Source organism: Corallococcus sp. AB030 (assembly GCF_003668965.1).
Taxonomy (GTDB): domain Bacteria; phylum Myxococcota; class Myxococcia; order Myxococcales; family Myxococcaceae; genus Corallococcus; species Corallococcus exiguus.
This window is the reverse complement of record NZ_RAWQ01000230.1, coordinates 1-16,057: the sequence shown is the minus strand read 5'-3', so window position 1 is coordinate 16,057 and position 16,057 is coordinate 1. Positions and strand designations below refer to the sequence as shown.

17 protein-coding genes are annotated in these 16,057 nt (G+C 70.8%); 10 read left to right on the top strand and 7 right to left on the bottom strand.

The genetic code is table 11. The features are described 5' to 3' along the window. Positions 1 to 237: 237 nt before the first annotated feature. Positions 238 to 1,374, bottom strand: a complete 1,137-nt coding sequence (locus tag D7Y15_RS36900) for an NAD(P)/FAD-dependent oxidoreductase (protein ID WP_121755504.1) — start codon at positions 1,372 to 1,374, stop codon at positions 238 to 240. Between the two features lie 234 nt (positions 1,375 to 1,608). Between D7Y15_RS36900 and D7Y15_RS36895 the strand changes: the two genes are divergently transcribed. Next, on the top strand, positions 1,609 to 2,067 hold the full coding sequence (locus D7Y15_RS36895) for a YaiI/YqxD family protein (RefSeq protein ID WP_014394487.1): 459 nt from the start codon (positions 1,609 to 1,611) through the stop codon (positions 2,065 to 2,067). A gap of 12 nt (positions 2,068 to 2,079) precedes the next feature. On the opposite strand, the gene D7Y15_RS36890 is transcribed toward D7Y15_RS36895, so the two are convergent. After that, positions 2,080 to 2,565 (bottom strand): hypothetical protein, encoded by a 486-nt coding sequence (locus tag D7Y15_RS36890; RefSeq protein WP_121755503.1) that lies wholly within the window; start codon positions 2,563 to 2,565, stop codon positions 2,080 to 2,082. 112 nt (positions 2,566 to 2,677) lie between these two features. Next, positions 2,678 to 4,012: an amidohydrolase gene (locus D7Y15_RS36885; protein ID WP_121755502.1), complete on the bottom strand. Its 1,335-nt coding sequence runs from the start codon at positions 4,010 to 4,012 to the stop codon at positions 2,678 to 2,680. Positions 4,013 to 4,262: 250 nt separating this feature from the next. Between D7Y15_RS36885 and D7Y15_RS36880 the strand changes: the two genes are divergently transcribed. The 6 genes from D7Y15_RS36880 (at position 4,263) to D7Y15_RS36855 (ending at position 9,222) form a co-directional block, all read left to right on the top strand. Further along, positions 4,263 to 4,883, top strand: coding sequence for an outer membrane beta-barrel protein (locus tag D7Y15_RS36880; protein ID WP_121755507.1), 621 nt, complete (start codon positions 4,263 to 4,265; stop codon positions 4,881 to 4,883). Positions 4,884 to 5,127: 244 nt separating this feature from the next. Continuing rightward, positions 5,128 to 6,276, top strand: coding sequence for an acyltransferase family protein (locus D7Y15_RS36875; RefSeq protein WP_368667422.1), 1,149 nt, complete (start codon positions 5,128 to 5,130; stop codon positions 6,274 to 6,276). A gap of 84 nt (positions 6,277 to 6,360) precedes the next feature. After that, on the top strand, positions 6,361 to 7,101 hold the full coding sequence (locus D7Y15_RS36870) for a YqjF family protein (protein ID WP_121755500.1): 741 nt from the start codon (positions 6,361 to 6,363) through the stop codon (positions 7,099 to 7,101). A gap of 46 nt (positions 7,102 to 7,147) precedes the next feature. Beyond that, on the top strand, positions 7,148 to 7,579 hold the full coding sequence (locus tag D7Y15_RS36865; RefSeq protein WP_121755499.1) for a DUF2089 domain-containing protein: 432 nt from the start codon (positions 7,148 to 7,150) through the stop codon (positions 7,577 to 7,579). A gap of 6 nt (positions 7,580 to 7,585) precedes the next feature. Continuing rightward, positions 7,586 to 8,614 carry a hypothetical protein gene (locus tag D7Y15_RS36860; protein WP_121755498.1) on the top strand — a complete coding sequence of 343 codons (1,029 nt, stop codon included), beginning with the start codon at positions 7,586 to 7,588 and terminating at the stop codon, positions 8,612 to 8,614. A 116-nt stretch (positions 8,615 to 8,730) separates the two neighbouring features. Continuing rightward, entirely contained in the window at positions 8,731 to 9,222 is a 492-nt protein-coding gene (locus D7Y15_RS36855) for a hypothetical protein (protein ID WP_233605230.1), read from the top strand. Positions 9,223 to 9,228: 6 nt separating this feature from the next. Here the strand turns inward: D7Y15_RS36855 and D7Y15_RS36850 are convergent, their stop codons facing one another. Beyond that, complete coding sequence (locus tag D7Y15_RS36850; protein ID WP_120579272.1) at positions 9,229 to 9,879, bottom strand: hypothetical protein; 651 nt, start codon at positions 9,877 to 9,879, stop codon at positions 9,229 to 9,231. 10 nt (positions 9,880 to 9,889) lie between these two features. Continuing rightward, on the bottom strand, positions 9,890 to 10,717 hold the full coding sequence (locus D7Y15_RS36845; RefSeq protein ID WP_121755497.1) for an endonuclease I family protein: 828 nt from the start codon (positions 10,715 to 10,717) through the stop codon (positions 9,890 to 9,892). 279 nt (positions 10,718 to 10,996) lie between these two features. On the opposite strand from D7Y15_RS36845, the gene D7Y15_RS36840 reads away from it, so the two are divergent. After that, complete coding sequence (locus D7Y15_RS36840) at positions 10,997 to 11,959, top strand: TIGR01777 family oxidoreductase (RefSeq protein ID WP_121755496.1); 963 nt, start codon at positions 10,997 to 10,999, stop codon at positions 11,957 to 11,959. A 2-nt stretch (positions 11,960 to 11,961) separates the two neighbouring features. Further along, entirely contained in the window at positions 11,962 to 12,843 is an 882-nt protein-coding gene (locus tag D7Y15_RS36835; RefSeq protein WP_121755495.1) for an alpha/beta hydrolase, read from the top strand. A 36-nt stretch (positions 12,844 to 12,879) separates the two neighbouring features. Here the strand turns inward: D7Y15_RS36835 and D7Y15_RS36830 are convergent, their stop codons facing one another. Next, positions 12,880 to 13,950: a helix-turn-helix transcriptional regulator gene (locus D7Y15_RS36830; protein WP_121755494.1), complete on the bottom strand. Its 1,071-nt coding sequence runs from the start codon at positions 13,948 to 13,950 to the stop codon at positions 12,880 to 12,882. Positions 13,951 to 14,135: 185 nt separating this feature from the next. Here D7Y15_RS36830 and D7Y15_RS36825 point away from each other — a divergent pair, with 185 nt between their 5' ends. Beyond that, on the top strand, positions 14,136 to 14,474 hold the full coding sequence (locus tag D7Y15_RS36825) for a TerB family tellurite resistance protein (protein ID WP_199746028.1): 339 nt from the start codon (positions 14,136 to 14,138) through the stop codon (positions 14,472 to 14,474). A 51-nt stretch (positions 14,475 to 14,525) separates the two neighbouring features. Here the strand turns inward: D7Y15_RS36825 and D7Y15_RS36820 are convergent, their stop codons facing one another. Then, positions 14,526 to 15,896 (bottom strand): TAXI family TRAP transporter solute-binding subunit, encoded by a 1,371-nt coding sequence (locus tag D7Y15_RS36820; RefSeq protein ID WP_121755493.1) that lies wholly within the window; start codon positions 15,894 to 15,896, stop codon positions 14,526 to 14,528. Between the last annotated feature and the right edge of the window lie 161 nt (positions 15,897 to 16,057).

The window sequence follows — 16,057 nt, the reverse complement described above, 5'->3', positions numbered from 1 at the left end:
GGAGAGCCGCGGCACGCAGCGCCACTCCCTGCTGCCCGCCGCGGCGGAGCAGCCCTGTCAGGAGGCGCCGCTGCCCGGCAGTTAGCCGCACGCCCTGCTGGGGCCTCTTCCGGCGCACGCTGCTCATTACCAACGCAGCGTACCCCTGAACGGAATTACTCCGGTTGGCTTAGCGAATCCCCGCCCGGAGCGCGCGGACTGACGTCACTCAGCCTCACCTTGCAACGGGGAGGGGGCTCAGGGCGGCGACGAAAGGACGGGGGCGCAGGATTGTTGGCGGTTGCGCCAGTACGGCGCTCCGGGCCAGCGGCGCTCCAGGCGGTAGTAGCCCTCGCGGATGCGCAGGTGCTCCTGGAACTCGTGCCGCGTTCGCACCTCGTGGAGGCGCAGCGCGGCGGAGTCACCCCGGAGGTAGCGGCTCACCACGTCGGCGGCCTGATTCGCGGTGCGCAGGGCCTGGGACGTGCCCTGCGAGGACAGCGGATCCAACATGCACGCGGCGTCGCCCACCGCGAGCCAGTCCTCGCCGTGCAGCCGGTCCAGGCAGGCGACGTTCGCGGACACCGCGAGCAGGGGTTCGCCGGTGAAGTCACACGCCTCCAGGCGGCGGCGCGTCTCGGGCGCGCGCTCCATCCGCGCACGCCATGCCTCGGCGTCCTCCGGCATCAACCCCTGGAGCGAATCCTTGTCGCCCATCAGCCCGAAGACGATCTGGTCACCGGGCATCCGCGCGGAGTACCACCAGCCGTCCTCGCACGACTCCACCAGCGTGAGCGCGTCCACGGTGCGGCCGGGCTGGAGCGCGAACGTGCCGCACAGGCCCAAGGTGCGGTCCACCGTGTGGCGCCGGGCCCCCTGCGACGTGGCGAAGACCGCGCTCCGGCCCGTGGCGTCCACGACGAAGCGCGCGTCCACGAAGTCACGGGGCGCATCGCCCTCCGTGGGAACGAAGAGGCGGTGGCCGCCGTTCTCCAGGGGCGTCCAGTCCGTCACCACCGAGCCGATGCGCACGTCGACGCCGAAGCGCAGGGCCTCGTCCGCGAGCATCCGGTCGAACCGGGAGCGGTCCAGGTGCCAGCCCGTGCCCCACGGCGAGCGCAGATGATCATTGTCACCCAGCGCGGAGTCTCCCCAGCGCGAGCACGAGCCCATGGAGCGCAAGTGGCCCTGACGCGCGAAGGCCTCCCAGACGCCCAACCGCGCCAGCAGCCGCCGGCTGTCCGGAGGCAGTGTCTCGCCCAGGTGGGGCTGCGCGTAGGTGGAGCGCTCGAACAGGACGACGCGCAGGCCCGAATGCCTGCACAAGGCCAGCGCCAGCGCCGCGCCCGCGGGACCGCCGCCCAACACGGCGACGTCATACCGGATGGTGTCCAAGGCTCAGGCCGTCCCGTCCGCGTGTGCCAGCGGCCGACGCTCGACCTCCAGGAATTGAGGCATGCCCGCCCCACTGCACCCGGCGTACCAGCAAGCGGCGGATGACTGCCTGTGGGGTTCGCGAGGCGCGGTGGCCGCTGGACGCGTCAAGGGTTGCGTCCGCGACGTGTCAGCCAGGGGGATGACGCGTCAACGCGCCTGACCCGGGCGGGACAATCAGCGAGGATGGCCCGCATGAAAATCTGGGTCGATGCCGATGCGTGTCCGGGGCCCGTGCGGGACATCCTGCTGCGCGCCGTGCAGCGCGTGAAGGTGCCCATCGTCTTCGTGGCGAACAAGCCGCTGGCGCTGCCGCGTCTGGCGTACGTGTCCACCGTGCAGGTGGGTGCGGGGCTGGACGTGGCGGACCGGCACATCGCCACGTCCGCGGAGGCCGGGGACCTGGCCGTCACGCAGGACATCCCGCTGGCCGCGCTGCTCGTCCCCAAGGGCGTCGTGGTGATGGATCCGCGAGGAGAACTCTTCACGCCGGAGACCATCGACGAGCGGCTGTCGATGCGGAACTTCATGCAGGAGCTGCGCGACAGCGGCGTGAACACGGGCGGCCCCGGGGGCTTCTCACCGCAGGACCGCCAGCAGTTCGCGGCCACGCTGGACCGCGAACTGACCCGGCTGGTGAAGCAGCAGGGCTGAAGAGGACAGAGCCTAGTGGCCGGCGCCGCCGCTGCCCTCCGCGGGAGGCGTGCCGGTGGACGGCGCCACGGGGCTCGTGCCGATGCCCTTGTTGCGGTGCCAGGCCTCCGGGATGATGTCCAACCGCGCGCCGGGGTTCTGTGACGGCACGACTTCCGGGGCCAGGTTGTCCACGCCGCGCATGTCGATGCCGCCTGAGCCACCCGTGCCCACCTCGTTGGCGTCCACGCATTTGAAGTCCTCCGGCTTCGAGGACTTCTCGATGCCCGTGCCTCCGGTGGCTTCCGCGTTGGCCTGGGCCTCGGCGCCCACGGTTCCGTAGAAGTTCAGGCCATGCTCGCGCAGCATCTCCTGCGTGCGAGGCGACTCCTCCGAGTCCCAGGACATCTCGTCGCTGGCGAATGCCTCGGACGGGGACTCCTGTGGAACGGACGCGGTCTGCGTGGCACAGCCGCCCAGCAGGAGCGCGGTCATCGAGGCCATGAGCGGAAGCTTCATCGGGATGTCCTTTAGAAGTGTCGTCCGCCTCTCAAGTTGGAGGCACTCGCGTCGGGGGCAAGCGACGGGGAGCCAGCCGGGCCAGCGACCCCGTTCCAGGCCGGGGCCGCTCTCAGTGGTTCACGGACGCATCGCCCGCGTGCAGGCAGGCCAGCGCCGCCACGGTGAGTGACTCGCAGCCGCCGCGCAGCGAGCCCTCGCGGTCCGGGGCATAACCGCTGGAGTGCGGCCCTGGCACGTGCGCCATCTTCTCCTGCGGCGTCGCGCCCGGTGCCCCCTCCCAGGCCTTTCGCGGCGTGATGCCCATGAACCAGTACGCAGTGGGCACCGGATGTTCCGGCCCCTGGGCGAAGAAGGGGAAGTCCTCGCTCGCGGTGGCGAGCACCCCCGGAACCAGTGCGTCGCGCCCGAACCATTCCGCGTGCGCGTCCCGGACTCGGCGCATGAGCTCCGGGTCGTTGCGGTTCACCGGCCCGCGGTTCACGACTTCCACCAGGGGAGCCCTCGGCGCGCCCGACGCCGCGGCCTCGCCCTTCGCGATGCGTTCGATGGCCGCGAGCACCCGCGCCTGCACCGCGTCGTCCTCCGTGCGCACCGTCAACTCCAGCAGGGCTTCGTCCGGAATCACGTTGGCGCGAGTCCCCGCATGGAAGGCCCCTACCGTCACCACCGCGGCTTCCAGCGGCGACAGCGCGCGCGACACGATGGTCTGCAGGCGCATCACCACGCTGGCCCCCAGCACCACGGGGTCCACGGACAGCTCCGGCAGCGCGCCATGCGCTCCCCGGCCGAAGAGGCGCAGGCGCACGTGCGCGGAGCCCATCATCGTCACGCCCTCGCGGTGCATGAAGGTGCCCACCGGCAGCGGCGCCGTGTGCTGGCCCAGCACCGCGTCCGGCGTGCCGAAGCGCGAGTAGAGCCCGTCATCCAGCATCGCCTTGGCGCCCTGGAGGGTCTCCTCCGCCGGCTGCCCCACCACCATCACCGTGCCGCGCCACGCACCGCGCGAGCGCGCCAGCACCGCCGCCGAGCCCACCAGGCACGCGGTGTGGACGTCATGGCCGCACGCGTGCATCACCGGCTCGCCGTCCTCCGTCCGCACGCGGCTCGCGTAGGGCAGCCCCGTCTTCTCCTCCACGGGCAGCGCGTCCATGTCCCCGCGCAGGAGCACCGTGGGCCCGTCGCCGTTGCGCAGCAGTCCCACCACGCCGTGGCCGCCCACGTCCCGGCTCACCGCGTAGCCCTCCGCCTCCAACCGGCGCGCCACCTGGGCGGCCGTGCGCGCTTCCTGGCCGGACAGCTCCGGGTGTTCGTGCAGGTCTCGATAGAGCGCGTCCACGTCCGGCAGCACCGCATCCAAATGCGCGAGGACGCGCCGGGCGCGGGCATGAAGGACAGCAGGGGTGGACGGGCCCGCGACGGATGGGGGGTGCGCGGCGTCGTTCATGGCGGTGTGCTCCCTTCCCGGACGCGAGGAGGAGGTACCGAGGGCATCCGGGTACGGCTCAAGGTGGAAGCCGCTCGCGGGGCGTCACAGGGGATGGGCGGGGAGCCAGGCAGTGGACTGGCTTCGTGCGTCGCCTCCCCCACCCTCCGGGGAACCGTGGGCCTTCGGGGTACCGCCTGTCCGTTCGTTGTTCGCCCCTCCCCCCAAGGTCACCTTCTGGCTGCGCACGCGACACATGAAGGGAGCGGTCATGAGGCGAAGCATCGCGTTGGGGCTCTGCCTGGCAGGATTGACGGGTGGCGCCGCCAGAGCCCAGGACCCACCGTCGGACGCGCCCACGCGGATGGGACGGGTGGATTGGCAGGGCCCCTACTTCCTCCTCGGATTGGGCGTGGAGGGCTACACGGGCAAGCTCGCGCCCAACCTGGATCCAGGGCCGTCGTATGGCGTCGTCGTCGGCTACCGCGCCAATGACTACGTGGGCCTGGAGCTGGGCTACAGCGGCGGCGTGAGCAGCCTGTCCGTCGCGGACAGCTCCGACTTCTTCGGCACGCCGGACCTCGTGCGAAACGGAGCGCAGGCGGCGCTCACGGTTGGCTTCACCCCCACCCGGCTGCAGCCCTATGTGCTCGGGGGAATCGGCGTCGAGCGCTATTCGGTGCGCGAGGGCAGCTTCTTCCGGTTCTTCGACGACACCGGGGGCTACGCACCCGTGGGCGCGGGCGTGCGCTTCAAGATCAACCCCCAGCTCACCGCCGAGGTGCGAGGCAGCTACAGCTTCCTCTTCGGGCAAAACTTCGCGCCCTCGCAGGACATTGGCGCGGGGGACGGCCGCTACTCGGGCCTGCTGATGATTGGCGGCAGCTATTGAGGCACGCCTGGTGCACGGCCGCGATGAACGGCGCGGACGCGCACTCCGAGCGCTCCGCACGGGAGTTCCGGGTCCTGGCACGCGTGCCGGCGCGCGTGCGAGCAAGGGTGGAGGACCTGGATTCCCAGACGCCCTGACCCCAGGGTGGCCGGCGCGCCCCGAACGAGATGAGCGGCGTGTCACTGGCGGCCGGGGCGCGGCTTGCTAGCATCGGGTGCACTCCCCCCGCTGAAAGCCGACTCCGCTGAACGCCACCGAACCGCGCCATCTGGCCGGCCTGGACCTGCTCCGGGGCCTGGCCATCCTCGTCGTCGTCGTCTACCACTACCCCCGCCCCCAGGGTCACGAGGCCTTCCAGGCGTTCGCCAACTTCGGCTGGACGGGCGTGGAGCTGTTCTTCGTGCTCAGCGGCTTCCTCATCGGCTCGCAGCTCCTGGAGCCGGTGTCGCGCGGTGAGACGCCGTCACTGCGGCGCTTCTACCTGCGGCGCTCGCTGCGCATCCTTCCGTCCTTCCTCGTCGTGCTGGGCCTCTACCTCTTCGTGCCAGCCTGGAGCGAGCGGCCCCTGGTGACGCCCGCGTGGCGGTTCCTCACCTTCACGCAGAACTTCGGCCTGCGCATCAACGGCTTCTCCCACGCGTGGTCCCTGTGCGTGGAGGAGCACTTCTACCTGGTGCTGCCTCTCACCGTGCTCGCGCTGCGTGGACGCCTTCGCGCGCCGTCGCTCATCGCGCTCGCGGTGGCCGTGATGGGCGGAGGCATGCTCCTGCGCGGCGGGCTGTGGCTGCACCACTTCTCCGCGCTCGGGCCCGCTGATCCGGGGTGGCGCGACTTCGACATGCTGCTCTACTACCCGACGTACGCGCGGCTCGACGGGTTGACGTGCGGCGTGCTGCTCGCGGCCTTGCGCGTCTTCCGGCCACAGGCCTGGGAGCGCTGGACTCGCGGCGCCCGCGCGCGGGGGATGGCCGTCGTGGGACTCGCGTGTCTGGGCGGCGTCCTCTTCATCAACGAGGAGCACTTCCGCTACCTCCCCTATGTCCTGCTGTCGTTCCCCCTGGCCGCGCTGGGCTTCGCGGCGCTGGTGATGGCGCTGGCGGGCCCCGCGGCCTCGCGCGTCTGCGCCCGCATCCCGGGCGTGAAGACCTTCGCGGTCCTGAGCTTCACCGTCTACCTCACGCACAAGGCCGTGCAGCACGGCGTGCGGGACGCGCTGGCGCCCCATGGGATGGACGCGTTCCACGTCGTCACGGTGTTGGGCGGCGCCGTGGCGGTGCTGCTCGCCTCGCTCGCGCTGCACCATGGCGTGGAGCGGCCCGCGCTGAAGTGGCGGGAGCGGCTGGAGCGGGGGCTCACCTCCCGGAAGCCCCAGGCGCGGCCCGCCGTTCCCTGAAGGCTGCCCGCGCTTCTGCGCGACAGAAGCCGCGCAAGGGGGCGGGCCTGGGCCCGGGCGTCGCGTGCGCGCTAGACCTCGCGCATGCGCCCCTTCCTGACGGCGACGTGGCGGTACCTGCTGATGCTCAACTACGAGGTGGACCCGGCGGTGCTGCGGCCCCTCGTCCCCCGTGGCACGGAGCTCGACGCGTGGCAGGGCCGCACGTTCGCGAGCATGGTCGGCTTCCGCTTCCTCGACACGCGCGTGCGGGGACTCGTGGTGCCGTTCCACCGGGACTTCGATGAGGTGAACCTGCGCTTCTACGTGCGCCGCCTGGGCCCCGAAGGCTGGCGGCGCGGCGTGGTGTTCGTGCGCGAAATCGTGCCCCGGCTCGCCATCGCCACCGTGGCGCGCGTCCTCTACAACGAGCCCTACGTCGCGCACCCCATGCGCCACGCCGTGAACATGGACGGCGCGGACACCGGCGCGCCCGGCCACGTCGAGTACGCCTGGAAGTCCCACGGCCGCTGGCACCAGCTGTCGGCCCGGACGCTCGGCACGCCGTCCGAGAGCGCCCCCGGCTCCCAGGAGGAGTTCATCACCGAGCACTACTGGGGCTACACCGCCCAGCGCGACGGCGGCTGCGCCGAGTACCGCGTGGAACATCCCCGCTGGACCGTCTGGCGCGCCCAGGAGACCTCCTTCGACTGCGACGTGGCCCGCTTCTACGGCCCCGCCTTCTCCGAATGCCTCCGGGGCACGCCCCACTCCGCCTTCGTGGCCACCGGCTCGGAAGTGTCCGTCTTTCCTGGAAATGAACTCCAGCCCTTGCCAGCGCCGTAGAAATCAATATTATCAATCTCGAAATTGATTTTCTGAATAACCCACCATGACAACCTCCAAGTCCACCTGGCCCGTGCCCACCCGCTGCCCCGTCTGTGGAGGCGGCACCGTCATCGAACGGGTTCGCTGCGACGGGTGCGCGTCCGCGGTGGAGGGGCGCTTCACGACGGGCTGGGTGCAGCAGCTGTCGCCGGAGCAGCTCGCGTTCGTGCGCGTGTTCATCGCGTGCCGGGGGAAGATCAAGGACGTGGAGCAGGCGCTGGGCCTCTCCTATCCGACGGTGGTGGCGCGGCTGGACGACGTGGTGGAGGCCCTGGGCCAGACGCCCGGAGGCCCGCCGCCTCCCGCGCCTCCTCCACCGCCACCTCCGCCTCGGGAGCGCGGCGCTCCGCGCCGGGCGCAGATTCTCGATGACCTCGCGGCCGGGCTCATCGACGCGGACGAGGCCGCTCAACGTCTCAAGAAGGCACGGGAGTAACCACCCATGATGGACCCTGAAGCCACGCCGTCCTCCGACGCCTCGTCTTCCTCGCGCGACGGCACCCAGCGCCACGCGATTCCGTGGGGACAGCACGCGGAGCTGGTGCTGCACGCGCCCGCCGCCACGCTCGTCGTGTCGCCGCTGCCGGAGGGAGAGAAGCCCTACCTGGTGACGCACGGCCGGGTGGAGACGCGCATCCAGGAGCACGGCCGGGTGACGAAGGTGGAGCTGCTGCCGCGCGAGGCGGGCTTCCTGTCACTGTTCTGGCGCCACGGCGGACAGGCGGAGCTGTTCGTGCCGCCCGACGTGCGCGCGAAGCTCCTGCTGGACGCGGGCGCGGTGCGCATCTCCGGCCTGAAGGACTGCGAGCTGGAGCTGAACACCGACGCGGGCACGGCGAGCCTGCGCGACGTGCACGGCAAGCTGACCCTGCGCACGGGCGCGGGCCGCATCATCGGCGAGCGCGTGGGCGGCACCCTCCACGTCCACGCCGCCGCGGGCGCGGTGAAGCTGGACGTGGACGCGCTGGACGTGGGCGAGCACCGCATCGGGACGCAGGTGGGCGCGGTGGAGCTGCGCCTGGTGCCCGGGCTGGATGTGAACATCTCGGCCCATACGTCGCTGGGCTCGGCGCAGACGCGCTACCCGTCCAACCCCCAGGCGGCGACGACGATCCTGCTGGAGACGGAGCTGGGCTCGGTGCGCATCCGCGAGTCGGGCCGTTCGCGCGGCGAGGACGCGGAAGCCTGGGAGGAGGACTCCATGCGCTGGCAGCGTCAGGCGGAGCGCTGGCAGCGCCGCGCCGAGCGCCACGCGAACCAGTGGGCCCACGCCTGGGCGAACTCGTGGGGCGCGCCGCCCTGGGCGGGCCAGGGGTCCCAGCACCACCGGCCTCGGCCGCCCGCACCGCCCCCTCCGCCCCAGTCCCAGGGCATCCCCGATGAGGAGATGCGCCGCGTGCTGGACCTGGTGGAGGCCGGCAAGCTCAGCGCGGAGGACGCGCAGAAGCTGCTCAAGGCGATGCAGCGGTGAGGATCATCCCGCACGCGCCCATCCCCAACTCTTCCATTCCGCGTGCGCCAGGCCCTTCACGACTGCTGTACGAGGTGCCCGACGGCAGGTGGGGCTGGGACTCCCTCCTTGCGGCGATGGATGAGACGATCCGCTGGTGCGCGCCCCGGGCGACGTTGGACGCGCCAGCCACCTGCCTGCGCACGCCTGCCTTCCAGCCTCGGGTGATGGTGGATCCGGATCGCTTCAATCTGATGGATCGGATCATCAGCAGCCGGCACCACGCCCTGCGTGGCAGCCCGCCGCTGAGCGGAAGGGAACGTCTTCAGGGAGGTCGGCTGCTCGTGTTCTTCCCGGATGACACCCTTTCCGACGGCGTGTCCGACCAGGTGACCCGGGGATTCTTCGACGAGCACAACGTGCCGCCCTGGGACACCTGGGTCGGCATGTTCCGCGAGGACCCCGAGTCCGACACCCAGTCGGCGGACTACCTCATCGCCTGGGTGCCACCGGTGTTCCTCGACTCCGTGGCTCAGGGCATCTTCGTGAACCCCGAGCAGTGCATCCAGTGGCTGGAGGACTCCACCACGATGATGGCGAAGCGGCTGAAGGACCTGACCACGCCCTGAAGCCGCTCAGGCGCCCTGGGTGAGGAAGCGGAACGGACGCACGCAGTCCTCGCGCGTGCAGCGGAAGAGGTAGCCCCGGCCGTTGTCGCCGAAGTCCAGGCCGAACGGCATCGCGGCCAGCTGCGCGACGAAGCGCATGGGCGCGTCACAGCACTCCGGCGTGGCCTCGCCGTTGAGCCACCCGGGCACGCCGCCCACCTTGCTCTCCGGCGCCTCCGCCTGCGCGCGGTCCAGCGCCAGGAGCTGCTCCTCGGTGGCCTCGTTGACGTCCACCGACAGGGCCTCGGTGTCCTCGGTGGCGGGCTCGAAGCCGAGCGTCCACTCCGCGTACGGCTTCACCGGCCCCGGCGGCGCGCTCACGGACGGCGCGCCCGCATTCACCGGCACGGCCGCGTTGGCCCCCTCCTCCGGGTCCCAACGGAAGCAGACGGTGTCGGGGTTCTCGCACTGGAAGACGTGGACCGACGCGTGCGGCGCCAGGTCCAGCCGTCCTTCGACGTGCGGCAACTGGAAGAGGAAGCGCTGGGGCCCGCCGCACATCGCGCAGGCGGGCCACTCCAGGGATCCCGGCGCCTCGGGCGTGCCCCCCACCTTCAGCAGGGGGACACCGGTGCGGCCAGGGACGAGCGCCCACAGGGGCGCGAGGGGACGGGACATGCCCCGGACTCTAGAAGTCCGCGATGCGGTCGGCCAGCGACGCGTCGTCCACGAAGGGGTTGCGGTTCTGCTGGTAGGTCTCGATGGCGTCGTTGCGCGCGACTTCCGCCGCGTCCACCTTGTCCAGCGTGTTCCACTGCTTGAGCACGGCCTCGTCGTCCGCGGGGATGTGCTTGTTGTAGACGGTGGAGAAGTAGAACAGCGCGCGCGCCACGTTGCCCTTGTGCTCGTCGGGCGGCTCGAAGACGGTGCGGCCCTTCTCGTCGGTGCCGAACTTGGCGCCGTTCTCCTCCCACTTCACGTTCTTCACCGTGCCGAAGGGCCAGTTTCCCCGGATGGAGTTGGCCTTGCTGTCGGTGGGGAACAGGTGGTGCAGATCCGCCTTCGCCGCGCCCGTGGCGCCCTTGGACTGGGGCCAGGTGTGCTCGGTGTTCATCACGTTGCTGTTGGGGATCTTGTTCGTCGCCACTTCCTTGCCCGTGTAGACGCACTTCACCTTGCCGTCGTGGTTGTCGAGCGTGGTGAAGATGATCTTCCGGGCCTGGTTGTAGCCCAGGTCCTTGTGCTTGCTGACCGCGTCGTGCAGGGCGTTGATCAGCGCCTGGTCCTTCAGCCCGTCGTAGCGGGGATCCGACTTGGGCGGCACGTCCTCCACCGGCACCTGCGGCGCGGGAACCGGCGTCGTGGGCGTCGTCGGGGCCTTCTTCGCCGACGCTCCGGACTCGAACGTGGAGACCGAAGAGAACGCCTTCGGGATGATACGGGCCGTGGAGGTCGTGGCCGACGTGGAGTTGGTCGAGGGGCGGGTCGCGGAGAGTGGGCGGGACGGGATGATCATGACGGCCCTCAAGACTTCGAGGTGGGGGATGACCCATTTTCGTCCGGACGCGCCCCCGGTTGCGTGACGCATCGCATTTTCCCTCCGGGTCGGTTGGTTTCTTCCGCCCGACCCAGGACATCCCGGGAAATGCCCCACCACCGGGCTCCGGAGCCGGGCAAAAGCGGGGCTCATCGACGGCACCAGGACGGCCCGGGGGCCCGTTTCCGGGAGCCGGGCGGCCCGGACGGGGTGCGCGCTATGCCTCCGGGTGTCGCAATCCATGAGGGGGTTTCGTCCATGAAGGTCGTGATTCCGGGTGGCACGGGACAGGTGGGCGCCCTGCTGGCGCGGGCGTTCATCGCGCGAGGGGATGACGTCGTCCTCATCAGCCGGGGAGGCCCGGGTGAGGCGCGCACGGTGTCCTGGGATGGACGCACCCTGGGTGATTGGGCGAAGGAGGTGGATGGCGCCGACGCGGTCATCAACCTGGCGGGACGCAGCGTGAACTGCCGCTACTCGGAGGAGAACCTGCGCCAGATGATGGACTCGCGGGTGGACTCCACGCGGGTGGTGGGCCAGGCCATCCAGCAGGCCGCGAAGCCGCCGCGCGTGTGGCTGCAGATGAGCACCGCGACGCTGTACGCGCACCGGATGGACGCGCCCAACGACGAGGCCACCGGGCTCATTGGCGGAGACGAGCCGGGCGTGCCCGCGTACTGGAAGCGCAGCATCGACATCGCGCTGGCGTGGGAGCGCACGCTGGCGGAAGCCAACACGCCCCACACGCGCAAGGTGGCGCTGCGCACCGCGATGGTGATGAGCCCGGACAAGGAGGGCATCTTCGACGTGCTCCTGGGCCTGACGCGCCGGGGGCTGGGTGGCCCCGCGGGCAGTGGGCGGCAATACGTGTCGTGGATCCACGGCCAGGACTTCGTGCGCGCGGTGCAGCTGCTGCTGGAGCGCGACGACCTGGACGGGCCGGTGAACCTGGCCGCGCCGAATCCCCTGCCCCAGCGCGAGCTGATGGCGAAGCTGCGCGAGGCGGCGCACGTGAGCGTGGGGCTGCCGGCGGCGAAGTGGATGCTGGAGGTGGGCGCGTTCTTCATGCGCACGGACACGGAGCTGCTGCTCAAGAGCCGTCGCGTGGTGCCTGGCCGGCTGCTGGACGCGGGATTCACCTTCGAATATCCCGACTGGGGGACCGCCGTGACGAACCTCGTCGAGCGCTGGCGCGCCGGGAGCGGGCCCGTCCGGAGCTGACCGTGTCCACGAAGCAGTACCGCGTCCGCTGGGGTCGCATCGCCGCGCTGGGGCTCGCCCTGGGCGCGCTGGGTACGGGCGGCTTCACGGCGGTGCGAGGCCTTCGCACGGCCCAGGCGCTGTTGCACCCGGCGCGCGTCCCGGTGACGCGGCCCTCCGGCCCGGACGCGCTGCCGGGCCTGGAGGACGTGTCCTTCGAGGCCGCGGGGCGGAAGCTCCAGGGGTGGTACGTCCCATCGCGCGACGGGACGGCGGTGGTGCTGGTGCATGGCTTCGCTGACAACCGCACGCGGCTCCTCTTCGAAGCCCGGGTGCTGTCGGAGGCGGGGCACGGCGTCCTGCTCTTCGACCTGCACGGCCAGGGCGAAAGCGAAGGCGACGCGATTGGCTGGGGCGACGGCGAGCGCGAGGACGTGCGCGCGGCCCTGGCCTTCGTGCGGGCCCGGCCGGACGTCACCCCGGGGCGCGTGGGCCTGTTTGGATTTTCCATGGGCGGGACGGCGGCCCTGCTGGTGGCGCAGGAGGACGCGCGGGTGAAGGCGGTGGCGGCGGTGGGAGCGTTCCCGGACCTGGCGGGGGACATGGGCTCCCACTACGGCCTGAGCACCTGGGCGGTGCTGTGGGGGCTGCGCCGTTCCGGCATCGACGTGGACGCCGTGCGGCCCGTGGACGGCATGTGCCGCCTGGAAGGCCGGCCGCTGCTGCTCATCAACGGCGGCAGCGACCCGGACGGCCCCCAGAAGCTGGACGGCCGCCTCTACCGCGCCGCCTGCGAGCCCCGCGAGCAGTGGCTGGTACCCCAAGCAGCCCACGGCGAGTACGCCCGGAAGGACCCCGAAGGCTACGCCCGCCACCTGCGCGACTTCTTCGCCCGCGCCCTCTGAGTGCTGTCCCCGGGTGACGAGGTCCAACCGGCCGTCTCACTCTCGGCGGCCCTTGGCGACGAACTCCCCGCGGCTGTGGATGCCGGTCTTCTCGAACAGCGACTTGATGTGGACCTTCACCGTCTCCACGGAGCACCCCAACCGGGAGGAGATCTCCTTGTTCGCCAGCCCCTCGTGAAGACAGTCCGCCACGCGTGACTCCTGGGCGGTGAGCTTCTCCTTCCAGTCCGGACGCAGCCAGTGGACCCGCTCGTGCATGCGCACCTGCCACAGGTTGCGGCCCCCCCAGCTGACGGCGGAGGGACTGAACGTCACGTCCAGCCGGTCCGCGCCGCGCTCCAGCGTGAGGGACTCCAGCCGTGGATCCACCGCGACATCGAAGCGGGACAGCGCCCTCACCCGCTCCGCCCAGGCGCGGGGAACCCCGTCGCTGAGCTCGTGGGGCGCGAACCACTGCTCCAGCAGCGGAATGGCCGGCCCCGTGTCCGCCACCTTCCGCCCCAGGCTGTTGAGCACCAGCACCGGGTTCGCTCCCATCGCGATGGCCTTCAGCAGGTCCCGCTCGAAGCGGACGGCGTAGAGCTCCTGGAGCCGCGCCACCGCCCGGGAGATGTACGGGATGATCTGCTGCAGGAACCACTGCGCCCGGAGCGTGAAGGGCCGGGAGGATTCCCGGTACATCGCGACGCCGCCCTTCAGGTCCTGCTCCGTGAAGAGGAGTGACGCCAGCACGCGCTTGAGCTTCAGCCCCGCGCCCTGGCTGCGCCGGAAGGTCTCCGTCTCCACCAGCGGCTGCCCCCGCAGCATCTGGACGTCGCTGAGCACCAGGTTGGGCTGCGCCACCGTGGCGCGGAAGACGAAGTCCTCCTGCACCCATTCCGCGTAATCCTTGAGGAGGGGGTGGACGGTGTCCGTCTTCCACTGCACCCCCGCGGTCCCATCCGGATTCGCGCAACCCACCGCCAGGTGGTCCGCCTCACAGAGCGAGAGGAGCGCCCGGGAGAGGGCCTCGTAGACGTCCTCCAGCGTCCGGGCGTTGCCCAGCGCTTCCTTCAGCTCCGCGACCAACGCCTGCTCATGCGACAGGAACTTCCGCGCCTTGCCCATGGGTACAACCCCCGTTTGCAATACCCATCAAGTATTACGAGGGCTGAAACAGGGCCCATCCCTCCAAAGTGGTATGACAGGCCTGTCGGAAGCGCCTTTCCGCTCGCTGACGGGGCGGCGACGTCGGGCTGGACGGCTCCCCCCCTGGCAGGTCAGCCTGGACATCCTTGGAGGATGCAACCCACATGGCCGCCCCGCTGCCCCCTGAAGCCCAGTTCCATATCGAGGTCATCAAGCTCCTGCTCCAGGTGGCCACCAGCGACGACCGCGTCACCCGCGAGGAGATTGATTCCATCATCGACACCGCGCGCGGCTTCAGCGTGCCCCTGACGGAGCTCAGCGCCCTCACCCGCTGCCTCCAGGACGGCCATCCGCTCCCGCCGCCGAACCTGGGCATCTTGCGCGAGGACCCCAGGGCCGTCCTCGACGCCGTCCACACGCTCATCGCCGGCGACGGCCACGTGCACGAGTCGGAGATCGCCATGGCCCGGCAGATCCGCGAGCTGCTCGGCATCGCTCCCTGAAGCCTCTCACGGGCGGCCCCAGGCCCGGGCCGCCACGCACCGCTCTTCACGTCACGCCGGCATCTGCAATGGGTGCCCGTCCTTGTGCTCGGGCGCGCCCGCGAGTCTGCGGGTGAGCCGGCGGCGCACGACGTCCACGTGCTCGCGGAAGAAGTACAGGTTCTCCGCGTAGGCGATGGGCACCGCGATGCGGTTCACCTCGCGCTCGGCTTCCTCCAACCGCTTGAGCATGGCCTGGAGCATCTCCTGGTCCGGGTCCTCCTCCAGCTGGATTTCAATCTCCTTCAGCCGCGCGTACCACCGGTGGATGCGCGAGCGGACCCGCCACAGGAACACCGCGGGCACCGCGCGCCCCAGCGGCACCACCACCGCGATGATGGGCACCAGCATCACCCACAGCCGGTCCACCAGGTTCGCCGCCCAGAAGGGCAGGTAGCGCTGCAGCAGCGGAACGCCCGACGCGTAGTAGCGCTTCGCCTCGCTGCTCAGCGCGAAGCCCGCCGCGAGCGGCGCGGGGAACTCACCCGTCTTGTCCAGGATGCCCGCCGAGCCGTGGATCTCACTGGCCGCGCGCATCAGCAAGTATGCGAGCGCCGGGTGCAGCGTGTCCTTCGCCAGCAGCAGCGCATTGGGAGAAAGCAGCACCACGTCCTGGTCCGGCACGTCCTTGGCGAAGTCGAACACGCCCCGCGGCAGCACGTGGCGTGACAGGTACGGATAGCGGCGCGTGTACGCCTCCGCGCGATTGAAGCTCAAGAGGCGCACGTCCTTCACCGCTGCCAGCTTCTGGATGCGCGGCGACTCCGCCATCGACACCAGGAACACCGCATCCACCTTGCCCTGCGTCAGCGCGTCGATGGCCGCGTCCCGGTCCAACGGCAGCAACTCCGTGGGCGCCGTGTCCACCTTGTTCGCCTGGAGCAGCGTCATCGCCAGCGCGCGCGTGCCGCTCTCCTCGGGCCCCACCGCGATGCGCTTGCCCTGAAGGCCGCGCACGTCGTCCACGGGCTCGCCCCGGTAGAAGACCCACAGCGGCACGTAGGAGAGGCTCCCCAGCGACACCACGTGCTCCGGCACCTCCTGGCCCTTGCCACCGGTGGTGCCGCTCTGCGCGAAGGCGATGTCCACCCCGCTGTCCTCCGCGCTGAGCAGCGCCACGCTGCCCACGGAGCCCTTCGTGTTGCGCAGCTCCAGCGTCACCCCGTGCTGCGCGAGGAACTTCTGGTAGCGCTTCGCCATGTAGTTGAAGCCGCCCTCTTCCGGCGCCAACGCCATCACCAGGGTCTTGGGCGGCGCGGGCTTGACGAAATAGAACGTCACCGCGAACGCCACCGCGATGAGCAGCGTCGCGGGAGCGACGGCGATCCACAGGTCGCGCCGCAACGTGCGCTTGAGCTGCGCCTTCAACGTGTCCGTCTTCATGAGGCCGCGCAGTATACCGACCGCGCCGTGCGTGGCCCCGCCGTACACCGCGTCGGTCCAGGCAAGCGAGCACGTCACGACCCGGGGGCACTTGGCGCAACCCCTTGCGCGACACACCCTCCCTCCCAGGCCTTATTGAAGGGGTGTGGCATGGGTTGGCG